The sequence below is a fragment of the Bacillus sp. SN32 genome (assembly GCF_002837495.1).
GTDB classification, from domain to species: Bacteria; Bacillota; Bacilli; order Bacillales; family Bacillaceae; genus Bacillus; species Bacillus subtilis.
The window spans coordinates 1,138,421-1,162,050 of sequence record NZ_PJCT01000001.1 but is presented as its reverse complement, the minus strand read 5'-3'; the positions used below and the strand labels follow the sequence as shown (position 1 = coordinate 1,162,050).

25 protein-coding genes and 1 other RNA gene are annotated in these 23,630 nt (G+C 41.3%); 13 read left to right on the top strand and 13 right to left on the bottom strand.

The features are described 5' to 3' along the window. The first annotated feature begins 9 nt into the window (after positions 1-9). Positions 10-1,263: a 2-oxoglutarate dehydrogenase complex dihydrolipoyllysine-residue succinyltransferase gene (gene odhB / locus CW370_RS05770; protein WP_024572777.1), complete on the top strand. Its 1,254-nt coding sequence runs from the start codon at positions 10-12 to the stop codon at positions 1,261-1,263. 49 nt (positions 1,264-1,312) lie between these two features. Here odhB and CW370_RS05765 read toward each other — a convergent pair whose 3' ends face one another. Further along, the gene (locus CW370_RS05765) at positions 1,313-2,278 is read right to left on the bottom strand and encodes a bile acid:sodium symporter family protein (protein ID WP_024572776.1); all 966 of its coding nucleotides are present in this window, start codon (positions 2,276-2,278) and stop codon (positions 1,313-1,315) included. 218 nt (positions 2,279-2,496) lie between these two features. Here CW370_RS05765 and CW370_RS05760 point away from each other — a divergent pair, with 218 nt between their 5' ends. Beyond that, positions 2,497-3,834 carry a sodium-dependent transporter gene (locus CW370_RS05760; RefSeq protein ID WP_014480024.1) on the top strand — a complete coding sequence of 446 codons (1,338 nt, stop codon included), beginning with the start codon at positions 2,497-2,499 and terminating at the stop codon, positions 3,832-3,834. 32 nt (positions 3,835-3,866) lie between these two features. Here the strand turns inward: CW370_RS05760 and CW370_RS05755 are convergent, their stop codons facing one another. The 3 genes from CW370_RS05755 to dhaS form a co-directional block, all read right to left on the bottom strand. Continuing rightward, the gene (locus CW370_RS05755; protein WP_015251901.1) at positions 3,867-4,712 is read right to left on the bottom strand and encodes a superoxide dismutase; all 846 of its coding nucleotides are present in this window, start codon (positions 4,710-4,712) and stop codon (positions 3,867-3,869) included. After that, positions 4,702-6,600, bottom strand: coding sequence for a sporulenol synthase (sqhC, locus tag CW370_RS05750; RefSeq protein ID WP_024573579.1), 1,899 nt, complete (start codon positions 6,598-6,600; stop codon positions 4,702-4,704). Before sqhC ends, CW370_RS05755 begins: the two co-directional genes overlap by 11 nt. Positions 6,601-6,700: 100 nt before the next feature. Further along, the gene (gene dhaS, locus CW370_RS05745; RefSeq protein ID WP_015714095.1) at positions 6,701-8,188 is read right to left on the bottom strand and encodes an aldehyde dehydrogenase DhaS; all 1,488 of its coding nucleotides are present in this window, start codon (positions 8,186-8,188) and stop codon (positions 6,701-6,703) included. A 229-nt stretch (positions 8,189-8,417) separates the two neighbouring features. On the opposite strand from dhaS, the gene CW370_RS05740 reads away from it, so the two are divergent. Together CW370_RS05740 and CW370_RS05735 are read left to right on the top strand one after the other, a co-directional pair. After that, positions 8,418-8,621 carry a DUF6501 family protein gene (locus tag CW370_RS05740; protein WP_003231245.1) on the top strand — a complete coding sequence of 68 codons (204 nt, stop codon included), beginning with the start codon at positions 8,418-8,420 and terminating at the stop codon, positions 8,619-8,621. A 356-nt stretch (positions 8,622-8,977) separates the two neighbouring features. Beyond that, the gene (locus CW370_RS05735; protein WP_003220141.1) at positions 8,978-9,322 is read left to right on the top strand and encodes a PH domain-containing protein; all 345 of its coding nucleotides are present in this window, start codon (positions 8,978-8,980) and stop codon (positions 9,320-9,322) included. Between the two features lie 85 nt (positions 9,323-9,407). Here the strand turns inward: CW370_RS05735 and CW370_RS05730 are convergent, their stop codons facing one another. Further along, a complete protein-coding gene (locus CW370_RS05730) occupies positions 9,408-9,641 on the bottom strand; it encodes a hypothetical protein (RefSeq protein ID WP_003231251.1) in 234 nt (77 codons plus the stop codon). Positions 9,642-9,645: 4 nt separating this feature from the next. Continuing rightward, positions 9,646-9,909 carry a hypothetical protein gene (locus tag CW370_RS05725; protein WP_004399338.1) on the bottom strand — a complete coding sequence of 88 codons (264 nt, stop codon included), beginning with the start codon at positions 9,907-9,909 and terminating at the stop codon, positions 9,646-9,648. A 66-nt stretch (positions 9,910-9,975) separates the two neighbouring features. On the opposite strand from CW370_RS05725, the gene yocM reads away from it, so the two are divergent. Next, positions 9,976-10,452 (top strand): salt stress-responsive protein YocM, encoded by a 477-nt coding sequence (gene yocM, locus CW370_RS05720; protein WP_024573297.1) that lies wholly within the window; start codon positions 9,976-9,978, stop codon positions 10,450-10,452. Here yocM and CW370_RS05715 read toward each other — a convergent pair. Further along, positions 10,439-10,666: a hypothetical protein gene (locus CW370_RS05715; protein WP_015383862.1), complete on the bottom strand. Its 228-nt coding sequence runs from the start codon at positions 10,664-10,666 to the stop codon at positions 10,439-10,441. The genes yocM and CW370_RS05715 overlap by 14 nt on opposite strands. Positions 10,667-10,743: 77 nt before the next feature. On the opposite strand from CW370_RS05715, the gene CW370_RS05710 reads away from it, so the two are divergent. The 6 genes from CW370_RS05710 to CW370_RS05680 all read left to right on the top strand — a co-directional run bounded on the left by CW370_RS05710 (position 10,744) and on the right by CW370_RS05680 (position 15,869). After that, on the top strand, positions 10,744-11,076 hold the full coding sequence (locus tag CW370_RS05710) for a hypothetical protein (RefSeq protein WP_024573296.1): 333 nt from the start codon (positions 10,744-10,746) through the stop codon (positions 11,074-11,076). Positions 11,077-11,150: 74 nt separating this feature from the next. Next, positions 11,151-11,642 carry a TraR/DksA family transcriptional regulator gene (locus tag CW370_RS05705; protein WP_003231259.1) on the top strand — a complete coding sequence of 164 codons (492 nt, stop codon included), beginning with the start codon at positions 11,151-11,153 and terminating at the stop codon, positions 11,640-11,642. Between the two features lie 150 nt (positions 11,643-11,792). Continuing rightward, on the top strand, positions 11,793-12,419 hold the full coding sequence (gene azoJ / locus CW370_RS05700) for an FMN-dependent NADH-azoreductase AzoJ (protein ID WP_003231260.1): 627 nt from the start codon (positions 11,793-11,795) through the stop codon (positions 12,417-12,419). 236 nt (positions 12,420-12,655) lie between these two features. Beyond that, positions 12,656-12,842: non-coding RNA, 6S RNA (gene ssrS, locus CW370_RS05690), on the top strand. A 141-nt stretch (positions 12,843-12,983) separates the two neighbouring features. Continuing rightward, positions 12,984-14,759 (top strand): DNA helicase RecQ, encoded by a 1,776-nt coding sequence (recQ, locus tag CW370_RS05685; RefSeq protein WP_024573294.1) that lies wholly within the window; start codon positions 12,984-12,986, stop codon positions 14,757-14,759. Positions 14,760-15,005: 246 nt separating this feature from the next. After that, positions 15,006-15,869 (top strand): LysM peptidoglycan-binding and 3D domain-containing protein, encoded by an 864-nt coding sequence (locus CW370_RS05680; protein WP_003231267.1) that lies wholly within the window; start codon positions 15,006-15,008, stop codon positions 15,867-15,869. A 600-nt stretch (positions 15,870-16,469) separates the two neighbouring features. Here the strand turns inward: CW370_RS05680 and desR are convergent. The 5 genes from desR to CW370_RS05650 all read right to left on the bottom strand — a co-directional run bounded on the left by desR (position 16,470) and on the right by CW370_RS05650 (position 21,078). Further along, positions 16,470-17,069, bottom strand: a complete 600-nt coding sequence (gene desR, locus CW370_RS05670; protein WP_004399356.1) for a two-component system response regulator DesR — start codon at positions 17,067-17,069, stop codon at positions 16,470-16,472. A gap of 18 nt (positions 17,070-17,087) precedes the next feature. Then, complete coding sequence (gene desK / locus CW370_RS05665) at positions 17,088-18,200, bottom strand: two-component sensor histidine kinase DesK (RefSeq protein ID WP_015251908.1); 1,113 nt, start codon at positions 18,198-18,200, stop codon at positions 17,088-17,090. Between the two features lie 119 nt (positions 18,201-18,319). Beyond that, positions 18,320-19,378, bottom strand: coding sequence for a fatty acid desaturase DesE (gene desE, locus CW370_RS05660; RefSeq protein WP_004399588.1), 1,059 nt, complete (start codon positions 19,376-19,378; stop codon positions 18,320-18,322). A 161-nt stretch (positions 19,379-19,539) separates the two neighbouring features. Then, complete coding sequence (locus CW370_RS05655; RefSeq protein WP_024573292.1) at positions 19,540-20,517, bottom strand: S66 family peptidase; 978 nt, start codon at positions 20,515-20,517, stop codon at positions 19,540-19,542. 63 nt (positions 20,518-20,580) lie between these two features. Next, entirely contained in the window at positions 20,581-21,078 is a 498-nt protein-coding gene (locus CW370_RS05650) for an N-acetyltransferase (RefSeq protein ID WP_024573291.1), read from the bottom strand. Between the two features lie 170 nt (positions 21,079-21,248). Between CW370_RS05650 and CW370_RS05645 the strand changes: the two genes are divergently transcribed. Together CW370_RS05645 and CW370_RS05640 are read left to right on the top strand one after the other, a co-directional pair. Continuing rightward, on the top strand, positions 21,249-22,031 hold the full coding sequence (locus CW370_RS05645; RefSeq protein ID WP_024573290.1) for a VLRF1 family aeRF1-type release factor: 783 nt from the start codon (positions 21,249-21,251) through the stop codon (positions 22,029-22,031). 136 nt (positions 22,032-22,167) lie between these two features. After that, positions 22,168-22,704: a DUF420 domain-containing protein gene (locus CW370_RS05640; protein WP_003231280.1), complete on the top strand. Its 537-nt coding sequence runs from the start codon at positions 22,168-22,170 to the stop codon at positions 22,702-22,704. A gap of 89 nt (positions 22,705-22,793) precedes the next feature. Here the strand turns inward: CW370_RS05640 and CW370_RS05635 are convergent, their stop codons facing one another. Then, positions 22,794-23,471 (bottom strand): lysozyme family protein, encoded by a 678-nt coding sequence (locus CW370_RS05635; RefSeq protein WP_003231283.1) that lies wholly within the window; start codon positions 23,469-23,471, stop codon positions 22,794-22,796. Between the last annotated feature and the right edge of the window lie 159 nt (positions 23,472-23,630).

Here is a 23,630-nt window from a genome sequence, read left to right as displayed (position 1 = left end):
AATGAAAAAATGGCGGAAATTAAGGTACCTGAATTAGCAGAATCAATCTCAGAAGGAACAATAGCCCAATGGTTAAAGCAGCCTGGTGACTATGTAGAACAGGGTGAATATCTGCTTGAACTAGAAACGGATAAAGTGAATGTTGAATTGACAGCAGAAGAATCGGGTGTACTTCAAGAGGTATTGAAAGATTCGGGTGATACCGTCCAGGTCGGAGAAATTATCGGTACGATTTCAGAAGGCGCGGGTGAAAGTTCTGCCCCTGCTCCTACAGAGAAAGCAGAAAGCAAGGAAAGCGTGAAAGAAGAGAAACAGGCTGAACCAGCTGCACAAGAGGTGAGCCAGGAAACACAATCTGAAGCAAAATCAAGAACGATCGCTTCTCCGTCGGCCCGTAAGCTGGCGAGAGAAAAAGGAATTGACCTGTCTCAAGTTCCAACTGGAGATCCGCTTGGAAGAGTGCGCAAGCAGGATGTCGAAGCGTACGAAAAACCGGCATCAAAACCGGCTCCTCAGCAAAAGCAGCAGCCTCAGGCTCAAAAAGCACAGCAAAGCTTTGACAAACCTGTTGAAGTGCAAAAAATGTCACGCCGCAGACAAACGATTGCAAAACGCCTTGTAGAGGTACAGCAAACATCAGCGATGCTGACCACATTTAATGAAGTGGACATGACGGCTGTCATGAATCTCAGAAAACGCCGCAAAGATCAATTCTTTGAGCAAAATGAAGTGAAGCTCGGCTTTATGTCTTTCTTCACGAAAGCGGTCGTGGCTGCATTGAAAAAATATCCGCTGTTGAATGCAGAAATTCAAGGCGATGAGTTGATCGTTAAAAAATTCTACGATATCGGAATCGCTGTTGCGGCTGATGAAGGCCTTGTCGTTCCGGTTGTGCGGGATGCGGACCGCCTGACATTTGCAGGAATCGAAAAAGAGATCGGCGAGCTTGCGAAAAAAGCAAGAAACAATAAATTAACCCTTAGCGAGCTTCAGGGAGGTTCCTTCACGATTACCAACGGAGGGACTTTCGGTTCACTGATGTCAACTCCGATCTTAAACAGCCCTCAAGTCGGTATACTGGGCATGCATAAGATTCAGCTGCGCCCAGTAGCAATTGATGAAGAGCGTTTCGAAAACCGTCCGATGATGTATCTCGCTTTATCTTATGATCACCGGATTGTAGACGGTAAAGAAGCGGTTGGCTTCCTCGTGACAATCAAAAATTTACTGGAAGATCCTGAACAGCTTTTATTAGAAGGATAATAAAAAAGGGTACATCACGATAAAGTGATGTACCTTTTTTGATGCATATTTAAAGTGATAGATTGCTGCTTTTGGATCCAGCTTGTTTCTTTTTCACTTTTTTTGACCAATATGTTGCAAGCATAGAACCTGAAAGGTTATGCCACACACTGAATATTGCGCTTGGTACGGCCGATAGCGGTGAGAAATGAGCCGTGGCAAGTGCAGCCCCAAGCCCGGAGTTTTGCATGCCGACTTCGATTGCAATCGCTTTTTGAGACGGGTAATCCATTTTTAAAAGCTTTGCACAAAAAAAACCAAGTAAATAACCGATACCGTTATGCAGGATAACAACTGAAAAAATGAGCAACCCCGATTGAAGCAGATTTTCCCGATTGCCGCTGACGACAGCTGAGACAATCGCAACGATGCCAATGACAGAAACAAGCGGAAGGGCATGTACGGCTTTTGCCACTTGTTTTCTGAAAAACATTTTGACAATCAGACCTGCAATGATCGGAAATAAAACCGCCTGTAAGATTGAGATAAACAAAGACCCCGGCGAGACAGGAAGCCATTCTTTGGCAAACAGCATAATCAACAACGGTGTTACAACAGGTGCCAATAAGGTAGAAATTGTCGTAACCGCAACAGAAAGGGCAGTATTTCCTTTTGCTAAGAATGTCATAACATTAGATGCAGTTCCCCCGGGACAGCAGCCGACAAGAATAACACCAACTGCGATTTCAGCTGGAAGATGAAGCCCAAATGCGAGGCCGAAAGCAACGAGCGGCATGATCGTATACTGAGCTATTACTCCAATAATAACTTGCCAAGGCTTTCTGACCAGCTCTTTGAAATCATCGGCTTGCAGTGTAAGGCCCATCCCAAACATGATAATGCCAAGAAAAATCGTAATATAAGAACTGATCCACGTAAATAAAGATGGGAAAGAAAATCCCAGCACTGCAAAAACAATGACCCATATGCCAAAGGTTTGTCCTGCGAAATGACTTATTTTTCTAATGATGTCCATAAAAACACTCCTAACACACTTATCAAGAACTTCAGCAGAAATTCTTACAAATTTCATAACATTCTCTTATTATAAATAATTTTCTGAATAATTCAATATTATTTTTTGGCAGATGTCTATAGATATATGATGTAAACTAATCAAAATGTTCTTGACTATATAGGAAGATATTCTTACAATGAACCTTTATAATGGTTAGATCAAATAGGAGTGATACGGTGAAGGAAGCAAATCAATGGTCTTCGAAGCTCGGCTTTATTTTAGCCGCGGCAGGATCAGCTATCGGGCTTGGTGCGATATGGAAATTCCCATATGTTGCCGGAACCAGCGGCGGAGGCGCATTTTTACTTATTTTTATTTTATTTACGGTTTTAATCGGACTGCCTTTATTGTTAGGTGAATTCATCATAGGCAGAAGAACACAGAAAGATGCCGTTCAGTCCTATAAAACACTTGCTCCAGGAACGAAGTGGCATTGGATCGGTTATTTAGGCATGGTGACGTGCTTTATTCTTCTATCTTTCTACAGTGTCGTAGGCGGATGGATTTTAATTTATATTATAAAAGGCTTCACTGGCGGTTTATCGCAGACATCTGGTTTTGATACGATATTTGCAAGTACCATTTCAAATCCTTATTTGGCTGTAGGAGGCCAGCTGCTCTTTATGGTGGTAACAATTTTAGTTGTTGCAAAAGGGGTAAGCAGCGGAATTGAAAAAGCAAGCCAAGTATTAATGCCGGCGCTTTTTCTATTATTCATCATTTTAATGGTGCGTTCGGTTACACTTGATGGCGCGATGGAAGGAATCAAATTTTTCCTGATGCCTGATTTAACTGCAATTGATGCCAATACCATTTTATATGCAATGGGACAATCCTTTTTCTTATTAAGTGTCGGTGTATCTGTCATGGTAACGTATAGCGCTTATTTAGAGAAACAGGAAAATCTGGTACAGTCCGCTGTATCTGTAACTGTTATGAACATGCTTGTTGCTGTAATGGCCGGAATTGCGATTTTTCCAGCTGTCTTTTCATTCGGCCTCAAACCAGACCAAGGCCCGGTTCTGCTATTTAACGTGCTGCCGACTGTGTTTAATCAAATGCCGTTCGGAATTATCTTTTTATTAGCATTTTTACTTCTATTTTTATTTGCTGCATTGACATCTGCTTTTTCAATGCTGGAAATTTTGGTCGCAGTACTTTCGAAAGGCGATGTCAATAAGAGAAAACGATTCGCTTGGTTAGGCGGAATTGCTATTTTTATTGTCGGTGTGCCGTCTGCATTATCATACGGCGTCTTAAGTGACGTCTCTATATTTCATCTGTCTATTTTTGATGCCGCCGACTATCTTGTGAGCAATATTTTAATGCCGTTAGGTGCGTTACTGATTTCGATTTTTGTCCCACTAAAAATACCGAAACAGGATTTGTTTGACGAGCTGAAAAGCGGTTCCAATCTCAAACGAAAGTGGTTTGCTGTTTGGCTGCTGCTCATTCGATATCTATCTCCTGTTGCCATTATCATCGTGTTTTTGCATGTGGTAGGGATTTTTTAAAACACGAAGCCCCCGGGGAAAGGGGGCTTTTTTTAATAGAGCTTCCAAACGACTTCTTTTGCCTGCTCAAAACGTTTTTCTGCCTCGCGCCAATCCACGACATTCCACCAGTGGTCTACATAGCTGGCCCGGTCATTTTTATATTGCAAATAGTAGGCATGCTCCCATACGTCAAGCGGTAAAAGGGGGATCACATCCCATTGGCTGAAGAGCTGGTGTTTTTCTGCCGTTAAAATCTCCAGCCGTCCTGATCGAGGTGCCCAGACCAGAATGGCCCAGCCGACGCCTTCCACTTTTTTAGCGGCTTGGGTAAAATGTTCTTTAAAAGCGGAATAGCTTCCAAATGAAAGGTCTATCATTTGGAACAATGCCCCTGTAGGACGCCGTTTTCCGTTTGGATGCATAGAAAACCAAAAAATACTATGCAAATAATGGCCCGCTCCATGGAACGCAAGCTCTCTTTCCCAATGAGTGATTAAGTCATAATTCTTTGTCGCTCTCGCTTTTTTAAGCTCTGATTCTGCTTTGTTAAGGCCATCGACATAGCTTTGATGATGTTTTGTATGATGAAGGACCATAATATCGCGTGAAATATAAGGTTCTAAGGCGGAGTATTTGTAAGGAAGCTTTGGCAGCACGTGTTTCCCTATAGGGACATAAGCGCGTCTTTCACTTGTATCATCTGATTCTGTAATATCCCGATAAAGGGCAGCGGCCTGTTTATACCAATCTTCTTCTGTTGTTTGGTCATCTTCCAGAGCCTCAATCATCTTGTCGATTTGATCTTCAAACTGGTCAAGTTGACCTCGCTTTTGAATCTGATCTTTCAGGGCTTCACACCAATTGAACATCTCCGTTTGATAAGATTCACGTTTCATTTGCTGTCTCCTTTTCAATAGAATCTAAATACTTTCCGACAGCCAGCAAAGAGAACACATAAGGATAACTGTGATAGCGAATATAAAATTGCTTCGGCAATCCGATCCCTGCTGGATACGCGAGGCTATCGGCGCTATGCGAACTGCTGTCGGTAAGGTATTGCATGCCTTTCACAACTGACGGGTGTTCGGAATTTTCATATGTGAGCAAAGCGTCTAAAGCCCAGGCCGTTTGTACAATGGTTCCTCTATGAAGCGGTACATATGTTTTGATTTCGGCGCTTTTGCAGGATTCTCCCCAGCTTCCGTCATCATTTTGTATGGATTTGAGCCAACGCAGAGCCTTTTGTATACCGGGATGCTTTCGGTCAACCCCGCATGCATGCATACCAGTAAGAGCAGCCCAAGTGCCGTAAATGTAGCAAACACCCCATCTGCCGTACCAAGACCCATTTTGTTCCTGATGTTCGAAAAGCCACTTCACTGCGCGTTGAATATGTTGATGTTTTTCTGTGAAGCCAACTTTCTCGCCTAAAAAGTGCAGTACACGTCCGGTGAGGTCGGCGGTTGAAGGGTCAACTGCAGCGTCCTCGGCGGATTCAAGCGGCAGAAGGCGGATCAGTGGATGGTTCACATTTTTTTCGAAAGCAGAAAATCCGCCGTCATTGTTTTGCATCGATAAAAGCCAAGATACCCCTCGCTCCCATGCTGCAGGAGAATGATTGCGGGGAATCGCCTTTAAAACGGCTGCAGTGTCGTCACAGTCAGGGTTATTTGTATTAATGTTTGAAAACCCCCAGCCGCCAGGAACTGAATTTGGATTTTTGACAGACCAATCTGCTGTTTTGGTATGCTGGCGTTCTAGCAAAAAGTCGGCTGCTTTTGTAACAGAGCCATCCATTTCGGTCACACCATTTTTTTGAAGGGCATAGCTGATTAGAGCTGTATCCCAAACAGTTGAAGTAGAGTTTTCCAGATAAGGAATCCCGTTGCATTTAGTCACCAGTGATTTAATGCCGGTAATCGCCCTCCTGATAACAGGAGAATAGCGTGACACACCAAGTGACAGAAGGCTGTAAACCATATATATGGTTGCGCTCGCATAGCTGTATAATGTTCCGTCTTTTTCAATCCGGTCCAGCATATACGTTTTAGCTGTCTGTAGGCCCAGTTGCTGAAAAGCAAATGGTGCATGAAAAACGCGTTTCCAATGTGACAAAATAGACGTGAGATCTCTTTCTTCGAAAGCATCAGACCGAAGCCAAGTGAAAGGATTTTTTGTCATGTGCGGATCGAGATGGTGAAGAGATGAAATATTGCGGTTAATAAGGACAAATCGCTGATTGAGTGTTACAGCCATAGGAGCAAAATGAATACGGGCATATGAGCTGAACTGATAGAAATGAATCGGCAATGTTGGGGGGAGCGCCATGAGTGATAATGGTAAATACAAAGCAGGCCAAGGATAAAGCCCGTTCGCGGCAAGCATCCATTTTGTCATAAAATGAACATGTCTCAAACCGCCATGTGAGATGATAAATTGTTCAGCTTTCTTCATGTGCGGCTCAGATCTGTGAAAACATCCTGAAGCCAGCATCCCGACATATCCTTGGACGGTAGCCGTTAGATTTCCGCGCGTTTCATCGGGATAGTTGATAAATGTGCCGTCGGGCTGCTGTTTTGCATGAATGCCGGCTGCAAGGGCTGATATCAGTTCTTTTTCGTTTTCGCCTTCATCTAGTGAGGTAAGGAGCAAAATAAAAAAGGAATTTGTCATGATTGGTCCTTCAAAGCAAAATGTCCATGAACCATCAGCATTTTGCCTGTCTCTTAACTCCGTAATGGTTTTCTTTTGGAAACGCCTCACTTTCTCCTGAAGTGTGCCCATCACGCTCAACTCCTTCAGAAGCATATATATTCAGCGTCTTTTACTGCCATTACAGAAAGAAAAAAACTGCTGGCAGGCAGCAGTTTTTTAAACATACATGTTAGTCTTCAAGGTTTATCCATACACTTTTGACTTCTGTGTAATTATCCAAGGCATATGATCCCATTTCTCGTCCGAGTCCTGACTGTTTATAACCGCCAAATGGAGACGCCGCGTCAAACACATTATAGCAGTTGACCCAAACGGTTCCGGCTTGAAGTCGGTCCGCGATATAGTGAGCCTGCTTGACGTTCTCTGTCCATAGTCCGGCTGCAAGCCCATATTCTGAATGGTTTGCCCGTTCAATAACTTCATCGACTGTTTCGTACGGAATTGCAGTCAGCACGGGTCCGAAAATTTCTTCTTTTGCGATGGTCATTTCGTCTTCAACATTCGCAAACACAGTCGGTGCGACAAAATATCCTGCTTCAAAAGGACAGCTTCCGCCGGTCACTGCTTTTGCTCCTTCATCTTTTCCTTTTTGAATATAGGAAAGAACGCGTTCATGCTGTTCCTTGCTTACGAGAGGCCCGATTTGAGTATCTTTATGAAGTCCCGCTCCTTGGCGGAGTGACTCAGCATAGGATGCCATTTCATCAACAACTTCATCATATTGGTCTTTATGAATGAAGACACGTGAGCCCGCACAGCAGACTTGACCCTGGTTAAACATCACACCGTTTAAAGCGCCCGGGATGGCTTTTTTCAAATTCGCATCCGGCAGAAGAATATTAGGCGATTTTCCGCCCAGCTCCAATGTCACACGCTTAATGCTTTTCGCTGCGGTGGACATGATTTTCTTTCCGATTTCAGTGGAACCGGTAAAGGCAATTTTATCAACCGCTTCGTGGTTCGTCAGCGCTTCTCCCGCATCTTCACCGAATCCTGGGATGATGTTGATTACACCGGCAGGGAAACCGGCTTGGTCAATTAATTCTGCCAAATAAAGAGCTGAAAGCGGTGTTTGTTCAGCCGGTTTGAGGACGATTGTACAGCCTGTTGCAAGTGCCGCGCCCATTTTCCACATCGCCATCAGGAGCGGGAAATTCCATGGAATGATCTGGCCGACGACACCGACAGGCTCATGACGCGTATAATTAAAATAAGCGCCGGAAACCGGAATCGTCTGTCCTGTTATTTTTGTACACCAGCCGGCGTAATAGCGCATATGCTCAATAGCCAGCGGAATATCTCCATTAGTCGTTTCATTGATCGGTTTCCCATTATCAAGTGTTTCAAGCTGAGCAAGCTCAGTTTTATGCTCTTCCATTAAGTCTGCCAGCTTATACATCAGTCTGCTTCTCGAAGCTGGAGACATTGTTCTCCATTCACCTTGGTCAAAGGCTTTCCGGGCAGCTTTAACAGCTTTGTCCACATCCGCAGCCTGGGCTTCATACAGCGTCATCAAGGTTTCGCCGGTCGCCGGGTTTGGAGTGTCAAAGGTTGCCCCTGAGGCACTCGGAACAAACTTTCCGTCAATATAAAGCTTCTTTGTTCCCTGTAAAAATGTCTCCAGCCTTTTCGTCACTTGCATCGTTAAAGAACTCATCCGTAACAAACCTCCAGTCATTTTTTATGGTCTGTTCTGAGATTCTTGGTGATAGCACATTGATTCCTGGATTGAATAGCAGAAATATGCTGTGATAGTTGCTTCAAACGTAAGCGTATACAAACATTCTATAATAGAAATCAAGGCAAAATCAATGAATAACCGATATTGCAATTTACAAAAGAAAAAAGCTACAATAAGCTTATAGATAAGAAAAGGAGATTTCATCATGATTCATAAAAATTGGCTTGAAAAAGAAACAATTAAAAAAGTAAAGTGTGTGCAGACAAACGCAAAAAAATATATCGTAAACCGCGTTTTAACGCCGGGAAAAGAATATGAAGTAAAAAATGAAACAGAGGAGTTTCTCTTTGTGGTCGACAATACGAATAAAGTCGGCGGCTATTATAAAGAATACTTCGAAGAGATGTAATGCTTCCTTGAAGCATCAAACAGATTTTGTTAAAAGCAGTCGATACATAAAACCGCAGCCCAGCTGCGGTTTTTTTGTGGTTAAAACAGGAAATATAAAACAAAATTAAAAAAATCATTAAAAACCACTTTTTTATAAAAACATTGCTGAATATTGAAACTTTTTTCTCTATCTGTGCGTATTACTTGATGACAACAGCTTAAAAGCCAAAAAACAAATCAAAAATTTGAAAAATGTAATCTGTTCGTAATGGTTTAAATGTCTTCTATGTCGTATTCTTATATAGGGATAAAGGACTTATTTTTATGTAGTGAATGATAAAACAAATAGATAAATGCAGAAAGAGGGGTTCTTCATTGGGTATTTTTTCTGTTAGCAGATCAACGGACGCAAAGAAGCTTGAGGCTTTGCTCGTTGAAGGGGAAAGAATAGAATCGATTTATAAGCTCCGAGTGGACCAAATTTGCTTTACAAATAAGCGGATCATTTTCTTTGACAATAAAATGTTTTCCAAAAAGAAGGTTCGTGTATTTCTTCCATATAAAACAATTGAAAGCTTTGCCATCCAAGAAGCGGGAATGTTTGATCCGGACACTGGGCTTTTATTGATGACAAGAAGCAAAACGTTCGAATTAGAATTTGCGAAAGACACCGATTTAAGCGAGGTTCAGGCGGTGCTGACAAAGCATTTGTGCAGCTGAATATTTGATGAGCCAGCCGTTCAAAAAATGGTTAGGCTTTTTTTTATATATAAAAAAAGAACAGGGCATGTGCGCCCTGTTCTTATTACACCACACTGTTTTTCGCTGAGTTCGAATCAACAAGATCTGCATCTAATACATTTGAAATCGGTACGACAAGAGGAGTAAAGTCGCCATTTTCTTCTCCAAACCCTTGATTTATTTTAGCTGATAAAAAGTAATCGACCTGCTGATACGGACCGAGTGTTAAAGAGGAACCACGGTCCATCGTATTGATTTTAAATCCGCCGACATTCACGACGGAGGGAGAAAAGAACATCTCATCACTTCCTTTTGATTGAGGAGTTAACCGCTTCACTTTCAAAAGAGGCCGGAGAATCAATTTGGTCTCTGTCATCCACATGGCTTCTCGTGCCCATAAATCCGCTCGCATCTCCAAAATTCTGTCCGTAGCCTTGATTTTTTTTATCTGAATTTTGCCATTCTGCCAATAAATTTTGTCCTACGTTAACCGCTGAAGCATTTTCAAAGGAATTAATTTTCAGCATGAAAATATTAATATTGATATACGGAGTTGGTTGAACCACAGGCAAACCTCCTTTCTATAGTTGTATGCTGGCGGTTATAAAGTATGTTAAGACAGGGGGCTTCAAATGGATTTCGAAAAGATGAAGCAGTGGATGGAATTCGCACAGCAGATGTACGGCGGTGACTTTTGGAAACAGGTATTTGATGAAGACCAAAAAACCCCTTTTATGACAAATGGCCAATCTCCGTTTCCGTTTGCGCAGCAAGATCAGCGAGGGAGAGGAGATGCTTCATTTCCGAGCATGGATATTGTAGATACCGTTGCGGAAGTGCAGTTTTTAATTTATCTTCCAGGCTATCGTAAACAAGACGTTCACATATTATCGTACGGAGATTATTTAGTGGTGAAGGGGCAGCGCTTTTCCTATTTTAATGAACAGGACTTTCGCCAAAAAGAAGGGAAATACGGAAGTTTTGAAAAGAAAATTCCGCTTTCCGACCATCTTCATGGAAAGATGAATGCCATTTTTAAAGACGGAATCCTATACATCACCATTCAAAAAGACGAAGGTCAAGCGAAAACCATTGTTATTGATGATTGATTTTCATACTGAGTGCATCTGCCCCATCACGGTCATCAATTGATTCAATCGGAATGACCATAACAATAACATCTGCATTTTGTTCCCCAAAACCGTTATTTCTTTTGATAGCAGAGCACCTGTTCCTTAACTCCGCAGAACCAAAGGTAAGGGATGAGCCGGTGCCTATCGAGTTAGTCTTGAGATGAGAAATATTGATGTTAGTCGGAAGCATGAAAACCTCTCCTTTCTATGGGATATACCTCATTATATATGTAGACGAAAGAGGAGTATGCAAAGGGTCGTGATGTCATGAAAAAAATGTTCCGGTCGCTGATCAGGCATTGCTTGAAACCAGAACTTGACAAACTGCGTGAATGTGAAGAAAGACTTTCAGTGCTTGAGAAACAGAAACAAAGCAGCAAACAGGAATCTGAAGAAACCTATATACATATTGAAACGCTGAATGTCGAAAAAATTGACTATCATCTTGAATTCGGCGAGCTGACCATTGATGAACTGAGCGGCAGATTAAATATAGGCGCAACCTATTATATACCGCCAGAAGAGAAGAACAAAAAGTGCCAACGAAAACCCGAAGCACCATCGACGCCAGCGGTCACGATCCGTTCAAAAAGGCAGTAGCTCATCTTTCCATCGATGTTCCCATGTTTGACAGAAGGCAAAACGGGAAACAGGATAGAAAGGAGAGGATATACATGGCACTGACAAAAGAACAAACACAGCATCTCTATCATAAATTGCTCGATATGCAAAAAGAATTGTCTGGCGAGAAAAAGGAAACAGAATCAATGACGGAAGAAGTGGGGGAGCTTTCCAATGGGGTTGACAACCATATGGCAGATCACGGGACGCTCGTCACAGACCGGATGACAGACCAAACAGTGAAAGAGATTGACCGGGAGCTGTTAGAGGAGGTCAACCGTGCATTACAAAAGATGAAAGATGGAACTTATGGCGTGTGTGAAAAAACCGGTCAAGAGATTCCTTACGAAAGACTTGAAGCTGTTCCTTATGCAAGAATGACAGTTGAGGCCCAAGCTGATGTGGAGGATGATCTGGAGACAGATGCTCCTTCTTATGAAAGAGAGTTTCATGAACAGGTAAAAGACTTATCCAACAAAGAAACAATTGATCAAAAAAGCTCGCAGACGTATGAAATCTTAGATCGTGAACAAGATTCGAAGTAAAAATGGCAAGCAAGTACACCGATATTAGATGTACTTGCTTTTTTTTGAAAAAAAATCTCATATTCAAAATAAAGTGATTGACTTTGCGTAAAAAAGAAAGTAACATACTATTTGTAAGTAAATATAAAAAGTTTACCGGGAGGAATACAAATGTCTACAGTTTTATTTGTAAAATCAAGCGACCGTACAGCTGAAGAAGGCGTTTCAACTAAACTTTACGAAGCTTTCTTAGCTGCTTATAAAGAAAACAACCCTAATGATGAAGTGGTTGAATTAGATCTTCATAAGGAAAACCTTCCTTACCTTGGCAGAGATATGATTAACGGAACATTTAAAGCAGGTCAAGGAATGGAAATGACAGAAGATGAGAAAAAACAAGCAGCAATTGCTGACAAATATCTGAACCAGTTTGTAAAAGCTGACAAAGTTGTTTTCGCATTCCCGCTTTGGAACTTCACAGTGCCAGCAGTGCTTCATACTTATGTTGATTATCTGTCTCGCGCAGGCGTTACATTCAAATACACACAAGAAGGACCAGTCGGTTTAATGGGCGGCAAAAAAGTTGCGCTTCTTAACGCTCGCGGCGGTGTCTACTCAGAAGGACCAATGGCTGCACTTGAAATGTCATTAAACTTCATGAAAACAGTTCTTGGTTTCTGGGGTGTTCAAGACTTGCACACAGTTGTCATCGAAGGACATAACGCAGCACCTGATCAAGCGCAAGAAATCGTTGAAAAAGGTTTACAAGAAGCAAAAGATCTTGCTGCAAAATTCTAATAAAGCCAAGACTCCTATCGTTACAAATAGGAGTCTTTTTGTATATACACATTAATATAGAAGAAAATAATCATTCGCTTTTAGCGAAAAAGGCTGTTTTTTTTATTGTAATATATTTTTTGTTTGTCGAATTGTCAGGTATTTTGGAGAAAAAGCAGTTTTATTCACTGGAAAAAGTTTTTCTAAACAATTGTTCTGACCTCTTGATTAAAACCGCCTGATGGTGTACTATATTAAAGAAGCTACTTTGTGCGTATTGTTAATTAAGTTTTAACCTTTAAGCTGTAATAGGGAGTTTTATATCGAAGCCGGAATGTCATGCCTCCATTGCAGAGGACGACAGGAACGTTTCTGCAAACACCCACTTTGAGGAGTGGTGGTTTAAAACTTTCTTACTTGCATACGGCAAGACGTAGCGAAAGCCATTTCCTTTTCGGAAATGGCTTTTTATTTTATCTAAAAAGGTTTGGTATAGTGAATATTCCATTTTTGTGTGAAAGAAATGAAGGCCGCTTTTTTATGATATGATGGGAGAAATTCAAGGAAAAGCGAGGTTTACACGTTATGTTACATAGAGCCCAATCCCTTCTGGCTCATTATTTTGGTTATGAGAAGTTTCGGAGCGGCCAAGATGAAGCGATCCGCTTGGTGATGGAAGCGAGGCAAAATACGGCCTGCATTATGCCGACGGGAGGCGGCAAATCGATTTGCTATCAAATTCCGGCATTAATGTTTGAAGGGACGACGATCGTCATATCACCGTTGATTTCCTTGATGAAGGATCAAGTTGATGCGTTAGAAGAAGCGGGGATTAACGCCGCCTACATTAACAGCACACAATCCATTCAGGAAATATATGAGAGGCTGAACGGACTCAAAGAAGGGGCTTATAAGCTTTTTTACATTACACCAGAGCGACTAACGTCCACAGAATTTATCCGGATTTTGCAGGGCATAGATGTTCCTTTGGTCGCAATAGACGAGGCGCACTGTATTTCTCAATGGGGCCATGATTTCAGGCCAAGCTACAGGAATATTGAAATCTTGTTCCGTGAATTACACGACAAGCCTGTCATCATGGCGTTAACAGCAACAGCCACACCCGAGGTTCATGATGATATTTGCAAACAGCTGCATATTCAAAAAGAAAACACGGTATATACCGGATTTTCCCGAGAGAATTTAACCTTTAAAGTAGTAAAAGGAGAAAATAAAGATCGGTTTATAGACGAATATGTGCAAAACAACAGGCATGAAGCAGGAATTGTCTATACAGCGACCAGAAAAGAAGCTGATCGGATATATGAGAGATTGAAACGAAACCATGTCAGGGCAGGCCGGTATCATGGAGGTATGGCTGATGATGAGAGAAAAGAGCAGCAGGAAAGGTTTCTTAATGATGAGCTTCAAGTGATGGTGGCAACCTCTGCTTTTGGAATGGGTATTGATAAATCAAATATCAGATTTGTTCTGCATGCACAAATTCCGAAAGATATGGAAAGCTATTATCAAGAGGCAGGACGAGCTGGACGGGACGGTCTTGCCAGTGAATGTGTTCTCCTGTTTTCACCGCAGGATATTATGGTGCAGCGCTTCTTAATTGAGCAATCAGAACATGAAGAGAAACAAAAGCAGGATTTAAAAAAACTGAGACAAATGGTCGACTACTGTCATACGGAAGATTGTCTGCAGCGTTTTATCCTTATGTATTTCGGAGAAAAGGAGCCTGATGCGTGCGGACAGTGCGGAAACTGTACCGATACAAGAGCGGCCCATGACGTGACGCGGGAGGCGCAAATGGTCTTATCCTGTATCATTCGCATGAAAGAACGGTTTGGCAAGACGATGGTTGCCCAGGTGCTTGCCGGCTCCAAAAATAAAAAAGTTCTTGAAAATGGCTTTTCAGACCTTTCAACATACGGGATATTAAAACACCAATCCGTTGGCGAAATCAGTGATTTTATCGAATTTCTTATTTCTGACGACTTCATCAGGATGTCAGACGGAACGTTTCCGACTCTTTTTGTCAGCAGTAAAGGAAGGAATGTGCTGAAAGGAGAATTATCAGTAGCGAGAAAAGAAGCGTTAAAAGCGGCAGCGATTACTGAAAATGACGAGCTATTTGAACGATTGCGCATGGTTCGGAAAGAAATTGCGGCTGAGCAGGGTGTTCCGCCATTTGTTGTTTTCTCTGACCAAACGTTAAAAGAAATGTCAGGAAAACAGCCCGTAAATGATGATGAACTTTTGTCTATAAAAGGAGTCGGAGAACAAAAAAGAGCAAAATACGGCCGGCTTTTTTTACAAGAAATACAAGCTTATGCAAGGATGACAGACTAAAAAACAGAAAAACAATCTTTTTTTCTATAAAAAACACATTTTATTTTCTCTGTTTTGCCTCAAAATAAAAAGACCTGCGAAGCCTATTATATCAAGGGTTCAGCAAGTCTTTCCATCAGAGAGAAATCCTTCATGTAAAGGAACTGTAATCTAAATCATATCTTTTTGTTATTGATTTGACATTTACGTGTGTTACGATATCACCTGTTAGCCGCCAATAAAAAGCTAACAAGGGAGGATTTACTTATGAAGAAGACGATTATGTCCTTTGTGGCAGTTGCTGCACTTTCAACAACTGCATTCGGAGCTCACGCTTCTGCAAAAGAAATTACGGTGCAAAAGGGTGATACGCTCTGGGGAATCTCTCAGAAAAATGGAGTGAACCTAAAGGACTTAAAAGAATGGAACAAGTTAACTTCTGATAAAATCATTGCAGGAGAAAAACTGACCATTTCTTCAGAAGAAACAACCACGACTGGGCAATATACAATTAAAGCGGGAGATACGCTTTCTAAGATTGCTCAAAAATTCGGCACGACAGTCAACAACCTGAAAGTTTGGAATAACTTAAGCTCTGACATGATCTATGCTGGATCAACTCTTTCAGTAAAAGGTCAGGCAACAGCAGCAAACACAGCTACTGAGAATGCGCAAACAAACGCACCTCAAGCTGCGCCAAAACAAGAGGCTGTGCAAAAAGAGCAACCTAAACAAGAAGCTGTACAACAGCAACCTAAACAAGAAACAAAGGCTGAGGCAGAAACTTCTGTTAACACAGAGGAGAAGGCTGTTCAATCAAATACAAATAATCAAGAAGCTTCAAAAGAACTAACAGTTACTGCTACTGCTTACACTGCTAACGACGGCGGCATTTCCGGCGTTACAGCTACAGGCATTGACTTAAATAAGAACCCGAACGCGAAAGTTATTGCGGTTGATCCTAATGTAATTCCGCTAGGTTCTAAAGTCTATGTTGAAGGCTACGGGGAAGCAACAGCAGCAGACACTGGCGGCGCTATTAAAGGAAATAAAATCGACGTATTTGTACCAAGTAAAAGTGATGCTTCTAATTGGGGCGTCAAAACTGTAAGTGTTAAAGTCTTAAACTAATAATATAGATTGTGATAAAAGACATGAGCTTTTGGCTTGTGTCTTTTTTTGTTCTGCTTAGAGCTGTTTATATCATATGCTGATAAAAGAAAGTGGTCCCGTTTTTCTCTTTATGTGCGATTCAGGGGCTCTCGGGTTAAATGATTGATTCCACATTACAGAGACATTCGGCATCATGACATTTATAGCTGGTTGTTAATATCTTTGATCAGCGAAACGAGCTGGTGTTTTTGGCAGATAATAAGCAGTTGGATGTAGCAGATGCCATTTACGGAACGGAATCGGATTGATTTCAGACGGTTTTTTATTGTGATATTAGGCTCTTGCAGTTGGGCATGGCAGCTTCGGGAGCGAAGTGGCACAACTTTGTCATACTGAAAATACAAAATAATCAATATCAGAAATTCTGCTGATGTGCAATGGCCGACCATTTTAACAGGGATATCATTCAATCCAGTCTTTTATTGGGCTGTTAACCAAGCAATGTTCAGCGGGTATAGGAGCGAGGATATGGATCAATTTAATTCTGGTTGCGGCGAGGTTCTCAAACGGGAATTTCAGGTTAACAAAAAGGATCCTGGCAGATGCCAAGATCCTTTTTTATTTAAACCAGCCTTTTTCCTTTGACCGGGTAATGGCTTCAATTCGATTTTTCACTTCAAGCTTTTCTAGAATCATTGAGATATAATTCCGCACCGTCCCGCTTTTGATGCTGAGTTCCTGAGCGATTTCTTTTGTGTTTTTACCGTCAGCCACAAGTTCAAGCACTTCTTTTTCTCTATCTGTAAGAGGGTTAGCTTCGCTGTATAAGTCCTCCATCAGCTCAGGTGCATAGATGCGTTTTCCATTCATGACGCTACGGATGGCGTTGGCCAGCTCTTCACTAGGACTGTCTTTTAACAAATAGCCTTTAACGCCAGCTTTAATAGCTCTCTGAAAGTAACCGGGTCTGGCGAAGGTGGTTAAGATGATAATTTTGCAGCCTGTATCTTTTAGCTCCTCAGCAGCTTCAAGCCCTGTTTTTCCGGGCATTTCAATGTCCATAATACATACATCAGGCTGGCGTTTTTTGACAAAATCAACAGCATCTTGGCCGGTTGTACCTTTGCCTACGACTTCCATATCGTCTTCTAGGTTTAAAAGTGATCCTAAAGCGCCCAGCAGCATTTGCTGATCTTCTGCAATAAATATACTAATCATATAAGCCATCCTTTATGTTTATTTTGAATTATTAGGAATTGCCATGGTAAGCTTGGTTCCGTTTTCGGTATCGATGTGAAGGCTTCCGTTTGCAAACTCAAGCCGTTCTCTCATCCCGAGTAAGCCATGTCCTTTTGAAAAGGAATTTTCTTCTCCTTTGAATGTTCCATCGTCAGACACTGTAATCACAACTTCCTTCCAGAGCTGCTGAATGTCTACTCGGCAAGTTTTAGCCTGGCTGTGTTTGACGACATTTGTGACAGCTTCCTTTAAGCACATGCTCAAAATGTTTTCATTCAGCAATGAGATATTTTCGGGCCATTTCTCTTCTTCATAGATAAACATAATGTCAGCTGCTTCGAGAATTTGTTTGATGTTGATCAATTCATCCTTGAGCCGGATGCCCTTCATAGAGGAAACGATTTTTCTTACTTCATTTAAAGAAGTTCGTGCAGTTTGCTGAACACTTTTCAGTTCACGAGCTGCTTGTTCGGGATCTTTGTATATCAATTTTCTTGCTAAGTCGCTTTTTAAACCAATAAGAGAAAGCTTTTGTCCAAGCGTATCATGGAGATCGCGGGCAATTCGCTGACGTTCTTCTAATTTTACCAGTTCTGCAATCCGTTCATTTGCATCCTCGAGCTTTTCTTCAAGCCGTTCGCGCTCCTTGCGGCTTCTTATACTAAAGGGCAATAAAATTGCGCTGATGAGGGTAATGACGACAAAAGGAATTTGTGTCAGAAAGAATTCCTTCTTTAATACGAGACTGAAATTGGCTGCGACGGCTGCGCTTATTAAATGGACATAATATAAAATATGAAAAGGGACGCGTTCCTTAATGTTTCCAATAAAATACGCGATAAAAAAAGCAAAATAAATATAACTGAACAGGGTAATGGAGGCGGTTGAAATGCCAATTAATAAAAATCCCCACAAATAAATGGTCCAGCCTTTTGAGACAAAAGCAAATCGATATACCGAAAAAAATAAAAGCGTCAAAATGATGCCGACAATAATAACAAATGTAGATGATGATTTCCATATAAAGTAGAAGGGGAGGATGAAAAATATCGTCCATATATAGGGCGTAATCCCGTTTAGTTTTTGAAATGTAAAATGATTTTTAATCATGATCTTACCTCATTTTCAGCTTTTCATCTTACTTGTAACTTTATCATTGTGAAAGCCAGAATGCACCCTCCAACAATAAAAAGGAAGCCTTCTAGTATATTAGAAGACCTCCTTTATCATCAGGCATTCTTCCGCAGCTTCTGTTTTTCTGGTGAATCAGGCGGAAGGCTTACAGGTATATGTTTTATAGCCCGAAATGACACAAACTGTTTGTTATCTTCATCCCATAGACGGAACGCGAGTGATTGCAGGCTTGTTTTTAAGGTGATTGTCGGTACGTTTTTTAATGGTTCGTGATGTTCATGAGCAACTTCAAGCTTATAGTTAGGCACCTTTGGACTCAAATGATGAACGTGGTGGTAACCGATATTGCCTGTTAGCCATTGAAGCAGTTTCGGGAGTTTATAAAATGAACTGCCTTCAACAGCAGCCTGAACGTAGCTCCAGTTTTCATCCGCTTCAAAATAAGAATCTTCAAAGGTATGCTGCACATAAAACAGCCAAACACCGATTGAACCTGAAATCAGAAATATCGGGCCTTGCACCAGTAAAAACGATTGCCAGCCAAAGATCAGACAGCAAGCGGCAGCCAACGCGACAATTGCCAGATTCGTAAGGTATGTGTTTACACGTTCCTTGCGTCTTGCGCCTTTTTTGTTAAAACGGTTCGTGATCAGAAAAACATAAATCGGTCCGAGAATAAACATGATAAACGGGTTTCTATAAAGTCTGTATGCAAGCTTTGTTCGTCTGGATGCAGCTTTATATTCGTTTACTGTTAACATCCAGATGTCTCCTGTTCCGCGTTTATCCAGATTGCTGCTAGTTGCATGATGAATCGAATGGCTGTGCTGCCATTGAAGATACGGGAATAAAGTCAGGACACCTGTCAGAAAACCGAGAATGTGGTTATAGCGTTTTTGTTTGAAAAAAGATTGATGGCAGCAGTCATGGAAGATGATAAAAATTCTTGTTAGAAAACCTGCGGCAATCACCGTTAATGCTAACGTAAGAAGATAGGAGACATCGAGGCTGAGATAAGCAAGAAACCACAGGCCGAAGAATGGGATAAACGTGTTCAAAAGCTGAATCAGGCTGTTTTTTGTTTCAGGCTGAGCAAATGCAGCGACTTGCTTTGTCAGCTGTTTTTGTTTATGTGCAATGGTTTGTTCAGTCATAGTAAGTATCCTCTCATTGTGTGTCTCGGTTCAGTATACGCTAATGAGAGAAGTCTTTTGTAGTAGCACACATCATGCCTCCTATATGACATTTGTCATGTCTCGTGCGGCATGCATAACCGATTGCGCTAAAAAAGCTTGTAAAAAAATTTACAAGCTGATTAATGCTTATCAATCCATATTCGTGATGTGCCCGAAATAGCTTCAATCCTGCATGTTCCTCCTATAGGGAACGTGGCAATTGGCGAGGTATGTCCGGCATTTATATTTGCGATGATCGGGATGCCGGATAATTCTTTTTTTGTTTCGATCATGGCTTTTACAAGATCCATTGATACGTTTGATGCTTTCTGAAATCTGCCGATCAAAATCGCCTTTACATGTGAAAAAGCGGGGAGGTGGATGAGTGATTGCAGATCGCGGTCAAACATGTGGATGTCTGACATATAATCATCTTCAATCAATAAAATAGTATGTTCTGTTTCAGGAAAATACTCCGTTCCCTGCAGCAAATTAAGCGTGCATAAGTTTCCGCCAATTAAAGTGCCTTCCGCATAACCTTCTTGGATTACAACAGGGCCGTTATTAGGATAAAAACGCCTGTTTTCTTGATCCAAAAACCAGCGGTCATCGCTCCACTCACTTGAAGGAAGAATTTCAAACGGGTCGTCTGAAGCGCAGCAAGAAAGAAAATACTCCTCTGTATAATCGAGTCCTTTTTTCATTGCAAATGTTGAGAAGTGGGGACCTGAATACGTAACAAGACCCGTTTTTTGATAAATAGCGTTGCAAAGAGCGGTTATATCGGAATAGCCGCACAGAATTTTTGGATGTCGTTTGATTTTCTCGTAATCAAGATAACGCAGCAGCTGATTTGAATTAAACCCTCCGAGTGTCGTTAAAATCGCTTTGACGCCTGGATCAAAAAAGGCAGCGTGCAGATCTTGGACTCTTGACTCGATAGAGGATGAATCAAATTCGTTACATTCATTTGCGTGTTCAGCGATGGTTACCCGATAACCTAAGCGTTCTAACGCCGTTTTTGCTTGGATTTTTGCTTCATTTGTTAATATAGACATGCTGGTCGCGGGAGACACGATCCGGATTTCGTCTCCCATTTTCAGTTTTGAGGCGTACATAGAACCCTCCATCAATGGTTTTATACCATTACAGCATATCTTGGCTCTTTCTTCCAGACTTTTTTACAAATCAACCCACTTAATGCTGCCGGATTGGGTATCATGATCGATACATACTTTGAATTGATGTTTTTCATAAAAGTGAATCAGCCGGTCTACATGATTCCAATCCCGTTTGGCGATGTCTCCGGTGACTTTCGGTATATTGTGGTCTCTTGCTATATCTTTTAAATATTTCATGCAAATGGAACCAAACCCGTGATTCGGAGGGCCTTTTATATCGCCTATATGAATGGCATCGTCCTTGTAAGACGCTACAAGTGAAAAACAGCCTTTTCCTCGGTAAGCCGTTTTACAATCAGTTAGCATAATTTTGCATGTTTGGCCATCATCAATCGAGGAAACAATCATCCATTCTTCATTGTTCGATTGATCAATACCAAGCACTTTGGCATCTTTAGATAAATCCTTCATATTCTCCTGCATGCGATAAATTTGAAATTCTAAATCATTTAATTCTTCTTCAAGCTCTTGACGATTTTTTTCTTTAATAGTAAACAAGATCAAACTCCTTTCAAAAATCAGCTTAGAAACACAGTTACCAATTGTATTAGAAGAGAGGCGTATTGTAAACAACAATTCCATTATTACTAGAAATTAGCGGAAAGTCAGGTTTGATCGTTTTTAAGAGAGGAAAAAGAAAACTAACCTGTGAAAAAGGAGGAATCAGAATGGCGATTGATTCATTGATTAACAAATTACAGTATGTCCAATTGGAACCGCCGGATAAAATTCTCTCCCTGTATCTCAATACAGACATGAGAGATCCAGAGCAGCAGGGGGGAGAATGGAAGATTGCCCTAAAGTCAGGATTCAGCCGATTAAAAGAGTATTTGGCAGTTAGTGATCCAGAGGAGGAAAAGTGTCTGGATGGAATCAGGGCTAAAATGAATCAATACTTGAATGCAATAGGAAAAGACATGCCCCGCAGTCTCGTGTTTTTTGTTTCCGACAGCGGCATATGGGAGCCTATTAAGCTTCAAGTCCCTGTAGATACAAGATTTTACTGGGAAGAAACAGCTGTCCTGGATCAGCTAAAGGGTTTGCGCCAGACATACCCAAGTACGGCGTTTATTTTAACTCAGCAGCATGAAGTGAAAATTATTGAAACCGTTTTAGGGAAAATTGAGGCGGTGGAGCGTTATGAGTATGATATGATCAATGAATCTTGGAAGAATTGCCATTCAGCTGTAGACAAAGCGGCACGATTTGAAGAGAACCGGATGAGGGAACATGTAACAGAGAACCAATCGAGACTGTATAAGCGGCTGGCTGCCAGCCTTGATCAAAAAGCTGCCGCGAAAAGATGGGAACGAATGGTTATCGCCGGGGATAAAGAAACGGCCGATATCTTGGATCAGCATATGAATAAACCCATTCATTCGAAAATTCAAAAGAACCTGCTGAATGAAAATGAACATAAGGTCATTGAACATTTGATAAAAGAGGCGTAAACCTAACAGGCCGGGGCTAATAGCCTCCGGCCTTTGAAGTGTGTCTAATTTCTGACGAAGCAATCGAAACCGTTGACATCTTCTTTGAATTTGCATACGATTTGGATAGCCAGTACAAATTAGGAGAGGTCACCAAATGAACCAAACAGAAAATAAACCGAAAAATTACACGGGGATTGTCCTTACGCTGACAGTTCTGATTAACGGTTTAATCGCAGTGCTGTTTTTTATGCCTAAATTAGATCAGTTCAGCCATGCGAATATTCACATTTTGCCAATGCTGAATGCGATATTCAACAGCTTTACGTTTATCTTCTTATTGGCCGCGCTGATTATGATTAAACAGAAAAATATCAAAGCTCACAAACGCTTTATTTTGGCCGCATTCACAACAACTTTACTATTTTTGATTTGCTATGTGACGTACCACTCGATTGCGGAAAACACGCTCTATGGCGGAGAAGGTATTATGCGCCCGATTTATTTCTTTATTTTAATTACACATATCTGCCTTTCTGCAATCATTGTGCCGCTTGCGCTGTTTACGCTGATCAGAGGCTTCAGCATGCAGGTAGAGCGCCACAAAAAAATTGCGAGATGGACAATGCCTCTATGGCTGTATGTAAGCCTTACAGGCGTTATTGTATATTTGATGATTTCACCGTATTATTAAAAGCCATACTCAGTATGGCTTTTTTTACATGTAAACATGGCAAAAGCCCAAATCTATTTTTGGGCTTTTGCCAGTAAATTGATAGACTCTTATTCATGAGCCTTGGATTCCATGGTTTCAAGTGTTGCAACCTGCAAAGATTCTTCAACAGTTTTTGTTTTTTCTTTTACTTTTTCTGCATACGTATAATCACCGTAGCAATACGGATAGCGGAAATTTTTCGCATTTCCCCCGCAAGTATACAGATCAGGATTTTTTTTGACTTGCTGCTCGGAGTATTGTTTTGCCAATTCCTCAGTATGCGTTCCTCCATGTTCAGCTACAAAATCAATGTAACCTGCCCCCATGTTGTAGCTTTGAATAATGGTATCCAAATCCACGCCTTTTTCCTTACCGGTCTTGTACATGAGGGTAAATTGCTTGATGCCTTGTTTAACACTGAGTTGAGGGTCTGTTATCTCATTGCGTTTTAACCCCAGAGATTCAGAGGACTGCATGGGATCATTGCCTTTTCCTTTTGACTCCTGATACATCATGCCTAATATGAGTGATGTATAATTAGAGAGTCCTTGGCTTTCAAGCTCTTCTTCCACCAAGGGTTTGTAATCGGTTAAACGTTCTAAAACAATCGTTTTCGTATCGATCGGAAGTTTTTTGATTAAATCCCGGTTGAAAAAAAGCAGGACCAATAAAAAAGAGGCGATGACAAAGACAAAAATCATCATAAAACCCGCAGCAGCGAAACAGCCTTTTCTCTTTTTCTTCACTGTGTTTCACCCTCAATGTTTGGAGCAGTATGACCTTTTTTATTATGACATAAGACGGTATATCAGACCAAGTAAAAACCTGATTTGAAACATAAATTTAAACTATGAGATTGAAATGGAATACAAGCAGGCTGGTTTGCACTCAAGCGCATTTGTTAT